We start from the raw sequence: 14,662 nt of genomic DNA on the forward strand, positions 1-14,662 counted from the left end.
GAACGATGATCGCACGCCGCCCGTGGACGACCCGGACCGCCCTCGCCCTGCTCGCGGCCCTCCTGCCCGGCGGCCCCGCCTGGGCCGGCTCGGCGGCGCAGCCGGGCCAGACCGTCGGCCTGCCGGTGGGGGCGCAACTGCCGGTCGGGTTCTATTTCGTGAACCTGTCGAGCTTCGGCGTCCGCGACACGCGGCCCCTGGACTCGGAATCGAACGTCAACCTGCCGACCTTCGCCTGGGCGACGCCGTGGACGATCGCCGACGCGCGGCTGCAGTTCTTCGTCACGCAGCCGGTGGTCGCCTCGAGCGGGCGCGGCGCGCCCTACCAGAGCGGCGTCGGGCAGCCGCTGCTCGCGGCGCAGCTCGCCTGGGACCTCGGAAACGACCTCGGGTTCAGCTACCTGTTCGGCGGCTACCTGCCGATCGAGACCCGCTTCCTGACGCAGTCGGCCTCGATCACCCAGCGCTTCGCGGTCAGCTACACCGGCAACGGCTGGAACCTGACCGCCAACCTGCTGCACGGGATCTTCATCGACGACCGCTCGCCCACGGGCACGCTCTACCCGGACTACCTCAACCTCGACCTCACCGCGACGAGGAAGCTCGGCCAGTGGCAGGTCGGCGCCGTGGCCTTCGGCTCGACCGACCTGCCGACCGGGGTCGGCAGCGACCGGCCCCAGGGGCAGATCGCGGTGGGCGGCCTCGTCGGCTACAATTTCGGCCCGGTGAACCTGCAGGCCTACCTCACGCGCGACGTGGTCGAGCGCAACTACGGCGGCCGGGAGACCCGCGGCTGGCTGCGCGCGATCGTGCCGCTCTACCAGGACAAGGACGAGGTGGAGCCGAGCCGCACGCTGGTGACGCGGCGCCAGGGCGAATGACCGGCGCCTGCCGGACGGTCGCGGCCGTGCTATCGGGAAGCGAATGAGATCGATCCGCGCCGCCCTCGCCGTTCTCCTCATGCTGGGCGGCCCCGCCCTCCCGCAGGGCTCGGGGCCGCCGATCCCCTCCGACGACGCACGGATGCTGCCGGTGCAGGCCGCGCACGGCATGGTCGCGAGCCAGGAGGCGCGGGCGACGCGGATCGGCGTCGACATCCTCAAGCGCGGCGGCAACGCGGTCGACGCCGCGGTCGCCGTCGGCTTCGCGCTGGGGGTGACCCTGCCGCAGGCGGGCAACCTCGGCGGCGGCGGCTTCATGCTGGTGCACCTGGCGGACCGGCACGAGACCGTGGCGATCGACTACCGCGAGACCGCGCCGCAGGCCGCCACCGCCGACATGTTCCTGGCGCCCGGCGGCGAGCCGGACCGCGCCGCCTCGCGGCGCAGCGGCAAGGCCGTCGGCGTGCCGGGCACGGTGCGGGGCCTGGCGGAGGCGCACCGCCTCTACGGATCGGGAAAGTTGTCCCTCGCCGAGCTGATCGCGCCGGCCGAGGCCCTGGCCCGCGCCGGCATCCCGGTCACCGGCGGCCTCGCCGATTCCCTGCCGCGGTCGGCCGGCCTCCTCGGGCGCTGGCCCTCGACCCGCCGGATCTTCTTCCGCGGCGACGTCCCCCTGCCCCGCGGCGACAGCCTCGTGCAGGCGGACCTCGCCGACACGCTGCGCGCCGTCGCCGAGGGCGGCCCGGACGCGTTCTATGCCGGCCCGATCGCCGGGCGGATCGCGGCGGCGGTGCGCGCGGCCGGCGGCCCGATGACGGAGGCCGATCTCGCCGCCTACCGGCCGGTGGTCCGCCAGCCCGTGCGCGGGACCTATCGCGGCTACGAGGTGGTCTCGATGCCGCCGCCCTCGTCCGGCGGCGTCCACCTGATCGAGATCCTGAACATCCTCGAGGGCTTCGACCTCGCCGCGATGGGTGCGGGCAGCGCCGCCGCGATCCACACCCTGGCCGAGGCGATGAAGCCGGCTTACGCCGACCGGGCGACCTGGCTCGGCGACCCGGACCGGGTCCGCGTGCCGGTGCAGGGCCTCACCGCCGAATCCTACGCGGCGCGGCTGCGGCGGGCGATCGACCCGGAGCGGGCACGGCCCGCCGACAGCATCGCGGCCGGCGACCCGTTGCCGCCCGAGCCCGACCAGACCACGCACTTCTCGGTGGTCGATGCCGCGGGCAACGCGGTGGCCAACACCTACACCCTGAACTTCTCCTACGGGATCGGGCTGGTGGCCGAGGGGACCGGCGTGCTGCTCAACAACGAGATGGACGACTTCTCCGCCAAGGCCGGCACCCCGAACGCCTACGGGCTCGTCGGCGGCGACGCCAACGCGGTGGCGCCGGGCGCCCGACCGCTCTCCTCGATGACGCCGACCTTCCTGTTCCGGGACGGGCAGCTCTACCTCGTCACCGGCAGCCCCGGCGGCAGCCGCATCATCACCACCGTGCTCGACGTGATCGTCAACCTGATCGACTTCCGCATGAACCTCGCCGAGGCCGTCGACGCGCCGCGCATCCACCACCAGTGGAAGCCCGACGTGCTGCGGGTCGAGCAGGGCCTGTCGCCCGACACCCTCGCCCTCCTGCGGGCGCGGGGGCACGACGTCAGGGTCGGGTCGAGCTCGGGCTCGGCCAACTCGATCCTGCGCAGCGGCGGCCTGCTCTCGGGCGCCGCGGACCCGCGCCAGCGCGACACGCTCGCCGAAGGGTATTGAGGTGGGGCCGGGGACAACCTCAAGCGTCACGCCCGATGCGCCCTTGGCCCTGGCCGCACCCCCGCGCTAAAGGACGAGCGTCACAGAAGGTCCCGATGCTCGCCGTCCGCTCCCTCGCGTTCAATCTCTGCTTCTACGCCGCCACGACGCTGATCGCGTTCGGCGGGTTGCCGACGCTGGTCTCGGGGCGGGCGGTGATGCGGCTGGCGCGGTTCTGGGGGCGGGTGACGCTGTGGCTGCTGCGCGTGGTCGCCGGCACCCGCGTGGAGTTCCGCGGGCTGGAGAACATCCCGTCCGGCGCGATGCTGGTCGGGGCCAAGCACCAGTCGGCGCTCGAGACCCTGGCCCTGTGCACGGTGTTTCCCGAATTCGCCTACGTGCTGAAGCGCGAGCTGCTGTTCATCCCGCTGATCGGCTGGTTCCTGTCGCGCAGCGGCATGGTGGCGATCGACCGGTCGAAGGGCGCGCGCGCCATGAGCCTGATGAACGCGGCCGCCGCCGACGCGATCGCGCAGGGGCGCCAGCTCATCGTCTTCCCCGAGGGCACCCGGACGGCGCCCGGCGCGGCCCCGGCCTACAAGCAGGGCCTGTCCCACCTCTACGCCGCGCTCTCCGTGCCGTGCCTGCCGGTGGCGCTGAACACCGGGCTGTACTGGCCGCGCCGCAGCTTCGTCCGCCGCCCGGGCACCACGGTGATCGAGTTCCTGCCGCCGATCCCGCCCGGGCTGGCACGCGCCGCCTTCCTCGACCTCGTCGAGGACCGCATCGAGACCGCCTCGAAGGCCCTGCTCGCGGCCGGCCTCGCCGACCTCGGGCAGGCCGCCCGCACGGTCCCGGAGCCGCGCCGCGAAACCTCGCGTCCGGCCTGACCCGCGCGCCCGATTCGTGCGCGCAGAGAACCGTCGGGACGTTGCGAATCGGCCTGCGAATTCCCATTTCCATTGAACGAGACGAATCGCTTGACGGGCGCGCGATGCCCGATCTAGGTTGGAACAAATGGCGAACAAGAGAGCCTTGTCCTGGTCGGCCGCCCTGCGCGACCTGAAGGACGAGCGGACACGGAGACAGGACGTGCGGGAAGAGCGCTTGAGGACCACCGCCGGCCTTCGCGGCACCCCCGCCCTGGCGCTCAGCGCCTGGCGCGGACGTTCCGGCCGGCGCTACGTCGTCGGCGTCCACGACCTCAGCGCGCCCGAGCTCGACGAGATGGGCGAGGCGGTGGTGATCGCGGTCCGCCGCGATCCCGCCGGCATCGCCGAGCTGGTCGCGGTGTCGGCCTCCGGCGAGAGCCCCCGCGAGCGCCTGCACCGGACCTGGCTCGCCCGCGCCCGGAAGGGCGGCGCGACCGAGATGCACGTGCATCGGCTCGCCGAGGACGAGGCCGAGCGCAAGGCCATCGTCGACGATCTCTCGATGGAGAGCGCGGATCCGGCGCACGCCTGATATCCCTCCGCTCGATCAGGGCGGTCGGCATATCCGGCAGGCCCGCGCGCGATCGAAGGCCGAATCCGCCGGTCCGGCGAGGTGATGCGGATTTGGATCACGCCGCCCACGCCCCAGTTTCGCCCCGAGCCTCCCCTCATGCCTTGTGCGGCATGGACGATCGCGGACGAACCCGCGACGGGGCGAGAGCGCGGAGCGAACGATGCAGGATCCGGTACGGCAAGATCCTTCGGGGCAAGCCCCGGCCGAGCCCGCCGCGATCCCGCCGAAGGCGCCGCGTTCCCGGCGCGGCCTGTTCCTCCCCTACATCCTGCTGCTGACGCTGGTGCTGCTGTGGTCGGCGGGCTGGGTCTACCTCCGCGGCCGCGCCGCCACCGAGATGGACGGCTGGGTCGCCCGCGAGGCCGCGGCCGGCCGGACCTGGACCTGCGCCGACCGGTCGATCACCGGCTATCCGTTCCGGATCGAGCTGCGCTGCGCCTCGGTCAGCCTCGCGCGTGCCGATGGCCGCTTCCGGCTGGGTCCGCTGACCGCGGTGACGCAGGTCTACCAACCCCGGCACGTGCTGATGCTCGCCGAGGGCCCGTTTCACGTGGAACAGGGCGACCTCGTCGGCGACGCGACCTGGACGATGCTGGAAGGCAGCTTCCACGGCGCGTCGGACGGGTTCGTGCGCGCCTCGCTCGTGGTCGACGGGCCTTCGGTGACGGTCGCCGGCGCGGCGCCCGATCCGATCGCCGTCTCCGCCCGCCACCTCGAGCTGCATGCGCGGCCGACGCCGGGACGATTCGATTCGGACGGCGCGGTTGACCTCAGCCTGCGCCTGTCGCAGGCCCTGGCGCCGATGGCGGATGCGCTGATCGGCAACGCCGATCCCGCCGACCTCACCCTCGACGCCACGGTCAACCGGGCGGCGATGCTCGGCACCGGCACGGTGGCGCGCGAGCTCGAACGCTGGCGCCAGGCCGACGGCAGCCTCGACGTCGCCGGGCTGTCGCTGGCCAAGGGTGCGCGCCGCCTGCAGGCCAAGGGCAATCTCGGGATCGACCAGGATCATCGCGTCGAGGGCCAGCTGGACCTGCGGGCCGCCGGGGTCGAGGCGCTGGTCGCGTCGGTCGTCGGGCAGCGCTTCGGCGCCGATCGCGGCGCGCTCATCGGCAACCTCGTCGGCGGCCTGCTCGGGCTTCGGCGCCAGCCCGAGGGCGAGCCGGGGGGCGACGTGCCGCTCAAGCCGCTGCCGCCGCTGCGCCTCGCCGACGGCCGGATGATGTTCGGGCCGATCGCGATCCCGAACGTGCGGCTGCAGCCGCTGTACTAATCCGGCCGTGCCGGTTCCCGGGCGTCGAGGGTGGAGCAGACTGCGCCGCCCGGGCGCCGGCGGCCATACGCAAAACAGCGTATATGCTGCAACGCAACCGAGCCCCTAGCCTGCGCTCCACGATCCGCGGCCGTTCCATGAGCCGCCGGACGCGAGATGCGAGGCGTGAGGCACGATGGCTGACGGGGATCACGATCTGGATCGGGGCATGGACCGCGGCTTGCGCTCGCCCCTGCGGCGCAAGCTGCTGATGGGGCTGGCGGCCGCGCCCGCCCTCTCGCTCCTGCCGCGCACCGCGTTCGCGGCGGGGCCTGCCACCTCGGCGGTCAGCACCACCGGCCTCGCCGTCACCGACACCGAGGTGACCTGCGGCATCCTCCACTCGATCACCGGCACCATGGCGATCTCGGAGACCGGCGCCCAGCAGGCCGAGAAGCTCGCCATCGCGCAGATCAACGAGGCCGGCGGCATCCTCGGCCGCAAGATCAAGATCATCCAGGAGGACGGCGCCTCCGACTGGCCGACCTTCGCCGAGAAGGCGAAGAAGCTCCTCGTCAACGACAAGTGCGCGGCGGTGATGGGCTGCTGGACCTCGGCCTCGCGCAAGGCGGTGCTGCCGGTGTTCGAGCAGTACAACGGCCTCCTGTACTACCCGACCTTCTACGAGGGCCTGGAGCAGTCCAAGAACGTGTTCTACACCGGCCAGGAGGCGACGCAGCAGATCCTCGCCGGCCTCGACTGGGTGCACAAGGAGAAGGGCGGCGACACGTTCTTCTTCGTCGGCTCGGACTACATCTGGCCGCGCACCTCGAACAAGATCGCCCGCAAGCACGTCGAGAACGTGCTCAAGGGCAAGGTCGTCGGCGAGGAATACTTCCCGCTCGGTCACACGCAGTTCAACTCGGTGATCAACAAGATCAAGCTCACGAAGCCGAAGGTGATCTTCACCGACGTGGTCGGCGGCTCGAACGTGGCGTTCTACAAGCAGCTCAAGGCGTCCGGCATCGACCTCTCGAAGCAGGTGCTGCTGACGATCTCGGTCACCGAGGACGAGATCGACGGCATCGGCGGCGACAACATCGCCGGCGCGTACTCGTGCATGAAGTACTTCCAGTCAATCGAGAACGACAACAACAAGAAGTTCGTCGCCGACTTCAAGAAGATGTGGGGCGAGAAGACCGTCATCGGCGACGTCACCCAGGCCGCCTATCTCGGGCCCTATCTGTGGAAGATGGCCTGCGAGAAGGCCGGCTCGTTCGACGTCGACAAGGTCGTCGCCGCTTCGCCCGATCTCGAGTTCAAGGGCGCCCCCGAGGGCTACGTCCGGATCGACCCGAACCACCACCTGTGGTCGAAGACCCGGGTCGGCAAGGCCAAGACCGACGGTCAGTTCGAGATCGTCTACACCAGCCCCGAGCTGATCAAGCCCGACCCGTTCCCGAAGGGCTACCAGTAGGCCGCATGCGCGCGCCGCCGATGCGGCGCGCGATTTGCAGACGGCCTTTCGACGATCCCCCATCCCCCGACCTCATCCTGAGGCGCCCGCGACGGCGGGCCTCGAAGGAGGGCTCCGGGGATCGCCGAGCGCGCCGGAGGGCTCCCTCGAGGCCTCCGCTTCGCTCTGGCACCTCAGGATGAGGTGGGCGGGTGGGAGACGGCGATCGCGCAAAGCGGCGGGCCACGGCCCTCCGGCATTCCCGACGGCTCGGAGCGCACGGATGTTCGGTGACTATTCCCTCGGCGATCTCGGCGCGATCTTCGCGATGCAGGGCTTCGCCGGCCTGATCCTGTTCTCGGTCTACGTGCTGATGGCGCTCGGGCTGGCGATCATCTTCGGGCAGATGGGCGTGATCAACATGGCGCACGGGGAGTTCATGATCCTCGGCGCGTACATGACCTACCTGTGCTCGTCCTTCTTCCAGACCTACCTGCCGGCGCTGTTCCCGGCATACTTCTTCCTGGCGATGATCCTCGCCTTCTGCGCCTCCGGGGCGCTGGGGATGCTGGTGGAGTGGGCGCTGATCCGCCACCTCTACAAGCGCCCGCTCGACACGCTGCTCGCCACCTGGGGCCTGTCGCTGATCCTGCAGCAGGCCTACCGCTCGATCTTCGGCGCGCGCGAGGTCGGCGTCGAGCTGCCGAGTTGGCTGATCGGCTCGGTGCAGGTCACCGATTCGATCGAGATCCCGATCAACGGCCTGTTCGTGATGGCGGTCACCACGCTGATCACGGTCGGCGTCGCGCTGCTGATCTACCGCTCGCGCTTCGGCCAGCAGGTCCGCGCGGTGATGGCCAACCGCCCGATGGCGGGCGCCGTCGGCATCGATACCGAGAAGGTCGACCGCTACACGTTCGGCCTCGGTTGCGGCATCGCGGGCGTGGCCGGCTCGGCCTTCACGATGATCGGCTCGACCGGGCCGACCTCGGGCCAGCTCTACATCGTCGACACCTTCCTGATCGTGGTCTTCGGCGGGGCGGCCTCCCTGCTCGGCACCATCGCCTCGGCGTTCTCGATCTCCCAGACCCAGTCGACGCTGGAATTCTTCCTCTCCGGCTCGATGGCCAAGGTGCTCACCCTGCTCGCGGTGGTCGGCATCCTGATGCTGCGGCCGCAGGGCCTGTTCACCCTCAAGGTCCGGCGCTGAGGATTTCGACGATGAAGAACCCCGTCCAGACCCTGACCAAGTCCGTCACCGTGAACGACAACCCGTTCATGAAGCCGATCGAGTGGCTGAGCCTGGCGGTGCTGGCTTTGGTGCTGCTCGTCGTGCTGCCGAGCCTGCTCGACGCCTTCCGGCTCAACCTGGTTGGCAAGTACCTCACCTACGCCTTCGTCGCCCTCGGCCTCGTCATCTGCTGGGGCTATGCCGGCATCCTGTCGCTCGGCCAGGGCTGCTTCTTCGGCCTCGGCGGCTACTGCATGGCGATGTACCTGAAGCTCGAGGCGTCCAGCGTCGAGAACACGAAGATCCAGTCGACGCCGGGCATCCCCGACTTCATGGACTGGAACCAGATCACGGCGCTGCCGTGGTTCTGGAAGCCGTTCCAGAGCCTGCCGCTGACCTTGATCCTCGTCGTCGCGGTGCCGGTGCTGTTCGCCTTCGTGATCTCGGCGGCGATGTTCAAGCGCCGGGTCGGCGGCACCTACTTCGCCATCATCACCCAGGCGATCGCCGCGATCCTGACGATCCTGATCGTCGGGCAGCAGGGCTACACCGGCGGCATCAACGGCATCACCGACCTGCGCACGCTGCACGGCTGGGACATCCGCACCGACGGCGCCCACACCATCCTCTACTTCGTCAACGGCGGCCTGCTGATCGGCTGCATCCTGATCGCGCAGTTCGTGAAGAAGTCGAAGCTCGGGCGCATCCTGGTCGCGATGCGGGACAAGGAGGACCGGGTGCGGTTCTCCGGCTACTCGGTCGCCGGGTTCAAGGTCTTCGCCTTCTGCCTCGCCGCCGCCTTCGCGGCGATCGGCGGCGCGATGTTCACCCTCCAGGTCGGGTTCATGTCGCCGTCCTTCGTCGGCATCGTGCCCTCGATCGAGATGGTGATCTACGCCGCCGTCGGCGGGCGGATGTCGCTGTTCGGCGCGGTCTGGGGCACGCTGCTCGTCAACTGGGCCAAGACCAGCTTCTCGGAATCCTTCCCCGACCTGTGGCTGTTCGGCCTCGGCGCGCTGTTCATCGCCGTGGTGCTCGCCTTCCCCAACGGTCTCGCCGGCATCTGGCGCGAGCACGTCGAGCCGCGCCTGACGCGCCGGGTGAAGGGTCTGCGCGCCCCGCCCCCCGCGATCGTCCCCCACGGCGCACCGGCCGAGTGAGAACAGCATGAACGCCGCGATCCTCCCGGGCTCCGTCATCGGTGCCAACCCGAACGCCCCCGAATACCTGCTGGCGGTCGACGCGCTCACCGTCTCCTTCGACGGGTTCAAGGCGGTCAACGACGTCTCGTTCTACGTCGACCCCAACGAGATCCGGGTGATCATCGGCCCGAACGGCGCCGGCAAGACCACGGTGCTCGACCTGATCTGCGGGCGCACGCGCGCCAGCGCCGGGTCGATCAAGTACAAGGGCCAGGAGCTGACCAAGCTCACCGAGAGCGCGATCGTCCAGGCCGGCGTCGGGCGCAAGTTCCAGACCCCGTCGATCTACGACGACCTGACCGTGTTCGAGAACCTGGAGATCTCGTTCCCGCGCGGGCGCTCGGTGTTCGGGGCGCTGACCTTCAAGCGCGACGCGCAGGTCCGTGAGCGCATCCACGAGATCGCCGAGACGATCTTCCTGAAGGACCAGCTGCTGGAGCGGGCCGAGTTCCTCAGCCACGGCCAGAAGCAGTGGCTCGAGATCGGCATGCTGCTGATCCAGGACCCGGAGCTGCTGATGCTCGACGAGCCGGTGGCCGGGATGAGCGTCGGCGAGCGCATCAAGACCGCCGAGCTGCTGAACCAGATCATCGTCGGCCGCTCGGTGCTGGTGATCGAGCACGACATGAAGTTCGTCGAGGACATCGCCCACCGGGTCACCGTGCTGCACCAGGGCAAGGTCCTGTCGGAGGGCTCGATGGAGCGGGTCAAGAACGATCCGAAGGTCATCGAAGTGTATCTGGGACACTGAGCATCATGCTGCAGACCGCGCATCCCCCCCTGGCCAAGGCCCCTCCGCTCACCACGCTCCCCTCGGCCGCGCCGATCTTAAGCGTCGAGGACCTGCACGCCGCCTACGGCCAGAGCGAGGTGCTGCACGGGCTGAACTTCCAGGTCGCGCCCGGCGAGATCGTCGCGGTGATGGGCCGCAACGGCATGGGCAAGACCACGCTGATGAAGACCCTGATGGGGATCGTGCCGGTGAAGGCCGGCTCGATCCGCGTCGACGGCACCGAGATCGGCGCCCTCAAGAGCCACGCCCGGGTCGCCAAGGGCCTCGCCTACGTGCCGCAGGGCCGGATGATCTTCTCGACCATGACGGTGCAGGAGAACATCGAGACCGGGCTCACCGTCACCGGCGCCCGCAAGGTGCCGCAGGACCTCTACGAGATGTTCCCGGTGCTGCTCGAGATGAAGGGACGGCGCGGCGGCAATCTGTCGGGCGGCCAGCAGCAGCAGCTCGCCATCGCCCGCGCGCTCGCGAGCAAGCCGAAGGTGCTGCTCCTCGACGAGCCGACCGAGGGCATCCAGCCGTCGATCATCCGCGAGATGGGCCGGACCCTGAAGAAGATCCGCGACGCGCGCGGCCTGTCGATCGTCGTCTCCGAGCAGGTCCTGAGCTTCGCCCTCGACGTCGCCGACCGGGTGCTCGTCATGGAGAACGGCGAGATCGTCCACGAATCGCTGCGCGCCGACATCGACGAGGCCCAGGTCGCCCGCTTCCTCTCGGTCTGAACGAGGACATCATGGCCGATTACGAGATCTTCGAGCTCGGCGACCACGTTCTCCAATGCGGCAAGACGCTGCGCAACGCCAAGCTCGCGTTCAAGACCTTCGGCACGCTGAACGCGGCGTGCGACAACGCCATCGTCTACCCGACCTGGTATTCCGGCCAGCACACCGAGAACGAGTGGCTGATCGGGCCGGGCAAGGCGCTCGACCCCGAGAAGTACTTCATCATCATCCCGAACATGTTCGGCAACGGGCTCTCGTCCTCGCCGAGCAACACGCCGGCCCCCTGGAACGGGCCGCGCTTCCCCAACGTCACCGCCTACGACAACGTCCGCGCGCAGCACCGGCTCGTCACCGAGCATTTCGGCATCGATAAGCTGGTGCTGGTGACCGGGTGGTCGATGGGAGCGCTCCAGACCTACCATTGGGGCGCGCTCTATCCCGACCTGGTCCCGCGCATCCTGCCGTTCCAGGGCTCGGCCAAGTGCTCGCGGCACAACTTCGTCTTCCTCGAAGGCGCCAAGGCCGCGCTCCAGGCCGACGCCGCCTTCGCCGAGGGCTGGTACGCGAGCCCGCCGAACAAGGGGCTGCGCGCCTTCGGCCGGGTCTATGCCGGCTGGGGCCTGTCGCAGACCTTCTACCGGATCGAGGCCGACAAGACCCACATGGGCTACGCCTCGCTCGAGGACTTCCTCGTCGGGTTCTGGGAGGGGCTGTTCTACACGCGCGACGCCAACGACCTGCTCGCGATGCTGTGGACCTGGCAGAACGGCGACATCGGCGCCAACGACACCTTCCACGGGGACACCAAGGCGGCGCTTCGCGCGATCACCGCCAAGGCGATCCTGATGCCGGCCTCGACCGACCTGTACTTCCCGCCCGAGGACAACCGCATCGAGGCGGAGTCGATGCCGAACGCGGAGCTGCGCGTCATCGACACCTGGTGGGGCCACTTCGCCGGCGGCCCCGGCACCAGCCCCGACGACATCAAGACCCTCGACGACGCGCTCAAAGAGCTGCTCGCGAGCTGAACGGTTTCGGCCGGTGCGCCGGCCGGGCGGGGATGCGCCAAGCCCCGGATTTTCGAACAACAGGGAGCACAGTCGAGACATGCCCGAGACGCTGATCAAGGTCGACCTGACGCAATCGGCCTACGACAACGACATGGTGCACAACCGCTGGCACCCGGACATCCCGATGGTCGCGACGGTGAAGCCCGGCGACGACTTCATCGTCGAGACCTACGACTGGACCGGCGGCTTCATCAAGAACAACGATTCCGCCGACGACGTCCGCGACATCGACCTGTCGATCGTCCACTTCCTCTCCGGCCCGATCGGCGTCGAGGGCGCCGAGCCCGGCGACCTGCTCGTGGTCGACCTCCTCGACATCGGCGCCAAGCCCGAGAGCCAGTGGGGCTTCAACGGCTTCTTCTCGAAGAACAACGGCGGCGGCTTCCTCGACGAGCACTTCCCCCAGGCGCAGAAGTCGATCTGGGACTTCGAGGGCATGTTCACCAAGTCGCGTCACATCCCCGGCGTGCGCTTCCCCGGCCTGATCCACCCGGGGCTGATCGGCTGCCTGCCCGACCCGAAGATGCTGGAGACCTGGAACACCCGCGAGAAGGCGCTGTTCGACACCGACCCGAACCGCGTACCGGCGCTGGCCACCCTGCCCTTCGCGCCGACCGCCCACATGGGCCGGCTCAAGGGCGAGGCGAAGGACAAGGCGGCGGCCGCCGGCGCCCGCACGGTGCCGGGGCGCGAGCACGGCGGCAATTGCGACATCAAGGACCTGTCGCGCGGCTCGAAGATCTACTTCCCGGTCTACGTGCCCGGCGCCGGCCTCTCGATGGGCGACCTGCACTTCAGCCAGGGCGACGGCGAGATCACCTTCTGCGGCGCGATCGAGATGGCGGGCTGGGTCCACCTCAAGGTCAGCCTGATCAAGGACGGCATGGCCAAGTACGGGATCAAGAACCCGATCTTCAAGCCGTCGCCGATCACCCCGAAGTTCGACGACCACCTGATCTTCGAGGGCGTCTCGGTCGACGAGCACGGCAAGCAGCACTACCTCGACGTGACGGTGGCCTACCGCCAGGCCTGCCTCAACGCGATCGAGTACCTCAAGAAGTTCGGCTACTCGGGCGCGCAGGCCTATTCGATCCTCGGCACCGCGCCGGTCCAGGGCCACATCTCCGGCGTCGTCGACATCCCGAACGCCTGCGCGACCTTGTGGATTCCGACCAAGATCTTCGAGTTCGACATCAATCCCACTGCTGCCGGGCCGACGAAGTTCCTCGACGGCTCGATCCAGATGCCGCTCTCGCCGGATCTGTAGTCTTCGGGTCTGCCGCGCCTTCCGGGCGGCAGACCGCGTGCACCCTGCCTGAAAGCGCTCGAATGCCCGTCTACGATTACGCTTGCGAGGCCTGCGGGCCGTTCACGGTGCTGCGCCCGATGGCGCAGTTCAGGGACCCGCACGACTGTCCCGATTGCGGGGCGGCGTGCGGGCGCGCCTTCCTCACCGCGCCGAACCTCGCCTCCATGGATGCGGGCCGGCGCAAGGCCTTCGCCACCAACGAGCGCAGCGCGCACGCGCCCCGCAAGTCGTCCGCGCACGGGGCCGGCTGCGGCTGCTGCAGCGGGACCAAGGCGAAGTCCAACCCCACGGCCGCCAAGAGCTTTCCGAACGCGCGGCCGTGGATGATCAGCCACTAGGCTGCAGCTCACCCTCCCCCTCTCGCGGGGGAGGCAAGAACCCAAGCCAGGAGGAACCCACGCCATGATGCACGGAGACATCTCGTCCAGCGCCGACAGCGTCGGCGTCGCGGTGGTGAACTACAAGATGCCCCGCCTCCACACCAAGGCCGAGGTCTTGGAGAACGCGAGCAAGATCGGCGACATGATCGTCGGGATGAAGGCCGGCCTGCCGGGCCTCGACCTGGTGATCTTCCCCGAATACTCGACCCACGGGATCATGTACGACGCGGGCGAGATGTACGAGACCGCCTCCACCGTGCCGGGGGCGGAGACCGAGATCTTCGCCGCCGCCTGCCGGAAGGCCAAGGTCTGGGGCGTGTTCTCGCTCACCGGCGAGCGCCACGAGGAGCACCCGAACAAGGCGCCCTACAACACGCTCATCCTGATGAACGACCAGGGCGAGATCGTGCAGAAGTACCGCAAGATCATGCCCTGGACGCCGATCGAGGGCTGGTACCCGGGCGACCGCACCTACGTCTCGGAGGGGCCGAAGGGCCTGATGATCAGCCTGATCATCTGCGACGACGGCAACTATCCCGAGATCTGGCGCGACTGCGCGATGCGCGGGGCCGAGCTCATCATCCGCTGCCAGGGCTACATGTACCCGGCCAAGGAGCAGCAGATCCTGATGTCGAAGGCGATGGCCTTCGCCAACAACACCTACGTGGCGGTGGCCAACGCGGCCGGCTTCGACGGGGTCTACAGCTACTTCGGCCACTCCGCGATCGTCGGCTTCGACGGGCGCACCCTCGGCGAGTGCGGCGAGGAGGAGATGGGCATCCAGTACGCGGCGCTGTCGAAGTTCCTGATCCGCGACTTCCGTGCGCACGGGCAGTCGGAGAACCACCTCTTCAAGCTGCTGCACCGCGGCTACACCGGGATGATCAACTCGAAGGAGAACCGGCACGGGCTGTCGGAATGCCCCTACGACTTCTACCGCCGCTGGATCGAGGACCCCGACGCCACCCGCGACGCGGTGCGCGCCATCACCCGGCAGGGCGTCGGCACCGAGGAATGCCCGATCGACGGCATCCCCTTCGTCGGCAAGGGCGAGGGTCCGCCGGACCCGCGCTGAGACGCGGCCCACCGCGCGGTTCCGCCGGCCCGGGA

The 14,662-nt window shown here is 69.4% G+C and carries 14 protein-coding genes; all 14 read left to right on the forward strand.

Features of this window, described 5'->3' with window-relative positions:
• Nucleotides 1-5: 5 nt before the first annotated feature.
• The 14 genes from MKK64_RS06375 (at nt 6) to MKK64_RS06440 (ending at nt 14,627) form a co-directional block, all read left to right on the forward strand.
• Nucleotides 6-881 carry a transporter gene (locus tag MKK64_RS06375; RefSeq protein ID WP_243932702.1) on the forward strand — a complete coding sequence of 292 codons (876 nt, stop codon included), beginning with the start codon at nt 6-8 and terminating at the stop codon, nt 879-881.
• A gap of 43 nt (nt 882-924) precedes the next feature.
• Nucleotides 925-2,649, forward strand: a complete 1,725-nt coding sequence (gene ggt, locus MKK64_RS06380) for a gamma-glutamyltransferase (protein WP_409567910.1) — start codon at nt 925-927, stop codon at nt 2,647-2,649.
• 95 nt (nt 2,650-2,744) lie between these two features.
• The gene (locus MKK64_RS06385) at nt 2,745-3,518 is read left to right on the forward strand and encodes a lysophospholipid acyltransferase family protein (RefSeq protein WP_147729236.1); all 774 of its coding nucleotides are present in this window, start codon (nt 2,745-2,747) and stop codon (nt 3,516-3,518) included.
• Between the two features lie 127 nt (nt 3,519-3,645).
• Entirely contained in the window at nt 3,646-4,092 is a 447-nt protein-coding gene (locus MKK64_RS06390) for a hypothetical protein (protein WP_147729237.1), read from the forward strand.
• A gap of 202 nt (nt 4,093-4,294) precedes the next feature.
• A complete protein-coding gene (locus MKK64_RS06395) occupies nt 4,295-5,410 on the forward strand; it encodes a DUF2125 domain-containing protein (RefSeq protein WP_147842651.1) in 1,116 nt (371 codons plus the stop codon).
• Between the two features lie 208 nt (nt 5,411-5,618).
• Nucleotides 5,619-6,866 (forward strand): urea ABC transporter substrate-binding protein, encoded by a 1,248-nt coding sequence (gene urtA / locus MKK64_RS06400; protein ID WP_147842652.1) that lies wholly within the window; start codon nt 5,619-5,621, stop codon nt 6,864-6,866.
• A gap of 262 nt (nt 6,867-7,128) precedes the next feature.
• Nucleotides 7,129-8,055 carry an urea ABC transporter permease subunit UrtB gene (gene urtB / locus MKK64_RS06405; protein WP_243932704.1) on the forward strand — a complete coding sequence of 309 codons (927 nt, stop codon included), beginning with the start codon at nt 7,129-7,131 and terminating at the stop codon, nt 8,053-8,055.
• An 11-nt stretch (nt 8,056-8,066) separates the two neighbouring features.
• Complete coding sequence (gene urtC, locus MKK64_RS06410; RefSeq protein ID WP_147726956.1) at nt 8,067-9,236, forward strand: urea ABC transporter permease subunit UrtC; 1,170 nt, start codon at nt 8,067-8,069, stop codon at nt 9,234-9,236.
• A gap of 7 nt (nt 9,237-9,243) precedes the next feature.
• Nucleotides 9,244-10,029 (forward strand): urea ABC transporter ATP-binding protein UrtD, encoded by a 786-nt coding sequence (gene urtD / locus MKK64_RS06415; protein WP_147726955.1) that lies wholly within the window; start codon nt 9,244-9,246, stop codon nt 10,027-10,029.
• Between the two features lie 74 nt (nt 10,030-10,103).
• Complete coding sequence (urtE, locus tag MKK64_RS06420) at nt 10,104-10,793, forward strand: urea ABC transporter ATP-binding subunit UrtE (RefSeq protein ID WP_147842657.1); 690 nt, start codon at nt 10,104-10,106, stop codon at nt 10,791-10,793.
• An 11-nt stretch (nt 10,794-10,804) separates the two neighbouring features.
• Nucleotides 10,805-11,821 carry an alpha/beta fold hydrolase gene (locus MKK64_RS06425; protein WP_243932712.1) on the forward strand — a complete coding sequence of 339 codons (1,017 nt, stop codon included), beginning with the start codon at nt 10,805-10,807 and terminating at the stop codon, nt 11,819-11,821.
• Nucleotides 11,822-11,900: 79 nt separating this feature from the next.
• Nucleotides 11,901-13,130: a formamidase gene (fmdA, locus tag MKK64_RS06430; protein WP_147726952.1), complete on the forward strand. Its 1,230-nt coding sequence runs from the start codon at nt 11,901-11,903 to the stop codon at nt 13,128-13,130.
• Nucleotides 13,131-13,192: 62 nt separating this feature from the next.
• Complete coding sequence (locus MKK64_RS06435) at nt 13,193-13,510, forward strand: FmdB family zinc ribbon protein (protein ID WP_147726951.1); 318 nt, start codon at nt 13,193-13,195, stop codon at nt 13,508-13,510.
• A gap of 64 nt (nt 13,511-13,574) precedes the next feature.
• Nucleotides 13,575-14,627, forward strand: coding sequence for an aliphatic amidase (locus tag MKK64_RS06440; protein ID WP_147842655.1), 1,053 nt, complete (start codon nt 13,575-13,577; stop codon nt 14,625-14,627).
• Nucleotides 14,628-14,662: the final 35 nt, after the last annotated feature.

The sequence above is a fragment of the Methylobacterium sp. E-025 genome, assembly GCF_022829705.1.
GTDB lineage: Bacteria > Pseudomonadota > Alphaproteobacteria > Rhizobiales > Beijerinckiaceae > Methylobacterium.

What these genes read in the sequence shown, in the direction of transcription:
- MKK64_RS06375 (WP_243932702.1), top strand. Translation starts at nt 6, where the DNA reads ATGATCGCACGCCGCCCGTGGACGACCCGGACCGCCCTCGCCCTGCTC.
- ggt (WP_409567910.1), top strand. Translation starts at nt 925, where the DNA reads ATGAGATCGATCCGCGCCGCCCTCGCCGTTCTCCTCATGCTGGGCGGC.
- MKK64_RS06385 (WP_147729236.1), top strand. Translation starts at nt 2,745, where the DNA reads ATGCTCGCCGTCCGCTCCCTCGCGTTCAATCTCTGCTTCTACGCCGCC.
- MKK64_RS06390 (WP_147729237.1), top strand. Translation starts at nt 3,646, where the DNA reads ATGGCGAACAAGAGAGCCTTGTCCTGGTCGGCCGCCCTGCGCGACCTG.
- MKK64_RS06395 (WP_147842651.1), top strand. Translation starts at nt 4,295, where the DNA reads ATGCAGGATCCGGTACGGCAAGATCCTTCGGGGCAAGCCCCGGCCGAG.
- urtA (WP_147842652.1), top strand. Translation starts at nt 5,619, where the DNA reads ATGGACCGCGGCTTGCGCTCGCCCCTGCGGCGCAAGCTGCTGATGGGG.
- urtB (WP_243932704.1), top strand. Translation starts at nt 7,129, where the DNA reads ATGTTCGGTGACTATTCCCTCGGCGATCTCGGCGCGATCTTCGCGATG.
- urtC (WP_147726956.1), top strand. Translation starts at nt 8,067, where the DNA reads ATGAAGAACCCCGTCCAGACCCTGACCAAGTCCGTCACCGTGAACGAC.
- urtD (WP_147726955.1), top strand. Translation starts at nt 9,244, where the DNA reads ATGAACGCCGCGATCCTCCCGGGCTCCGTCATCGGTGCCAACCCGAAC.
- MKK64_RS06425 (WP_243932712.1), top strand. Translation starts at nt 10,805, where the DNA reads ATGGCCGATTACGAGATCTTCGAGCTCGGCGACCACGTTCTCCAATGC.
- fmdA (WP_147726952.1), top strand. Translation starts at nt 11,901, where the DNA reads ATGCCCGAGACGCTGATCAAGGTCGACCTGACGCAATCGGCCTACGAC.
- MKK64_RS06435 (WP_147726951.1), top strand. Translation starts at nt 13,193, where the DNA reads ATGCCCGTCTACGATTACGCTTGCGAGGCCTGCGGGCCGTTCACGGTG.
- MKK64_RS06440 (WP_147842655.1), top strand. Translation starts at nt 13,575, where the DNA reads ATGATGCACGGAGACATCTCGTCCAGCGCCGACAGCGTCGGCGTCGCG.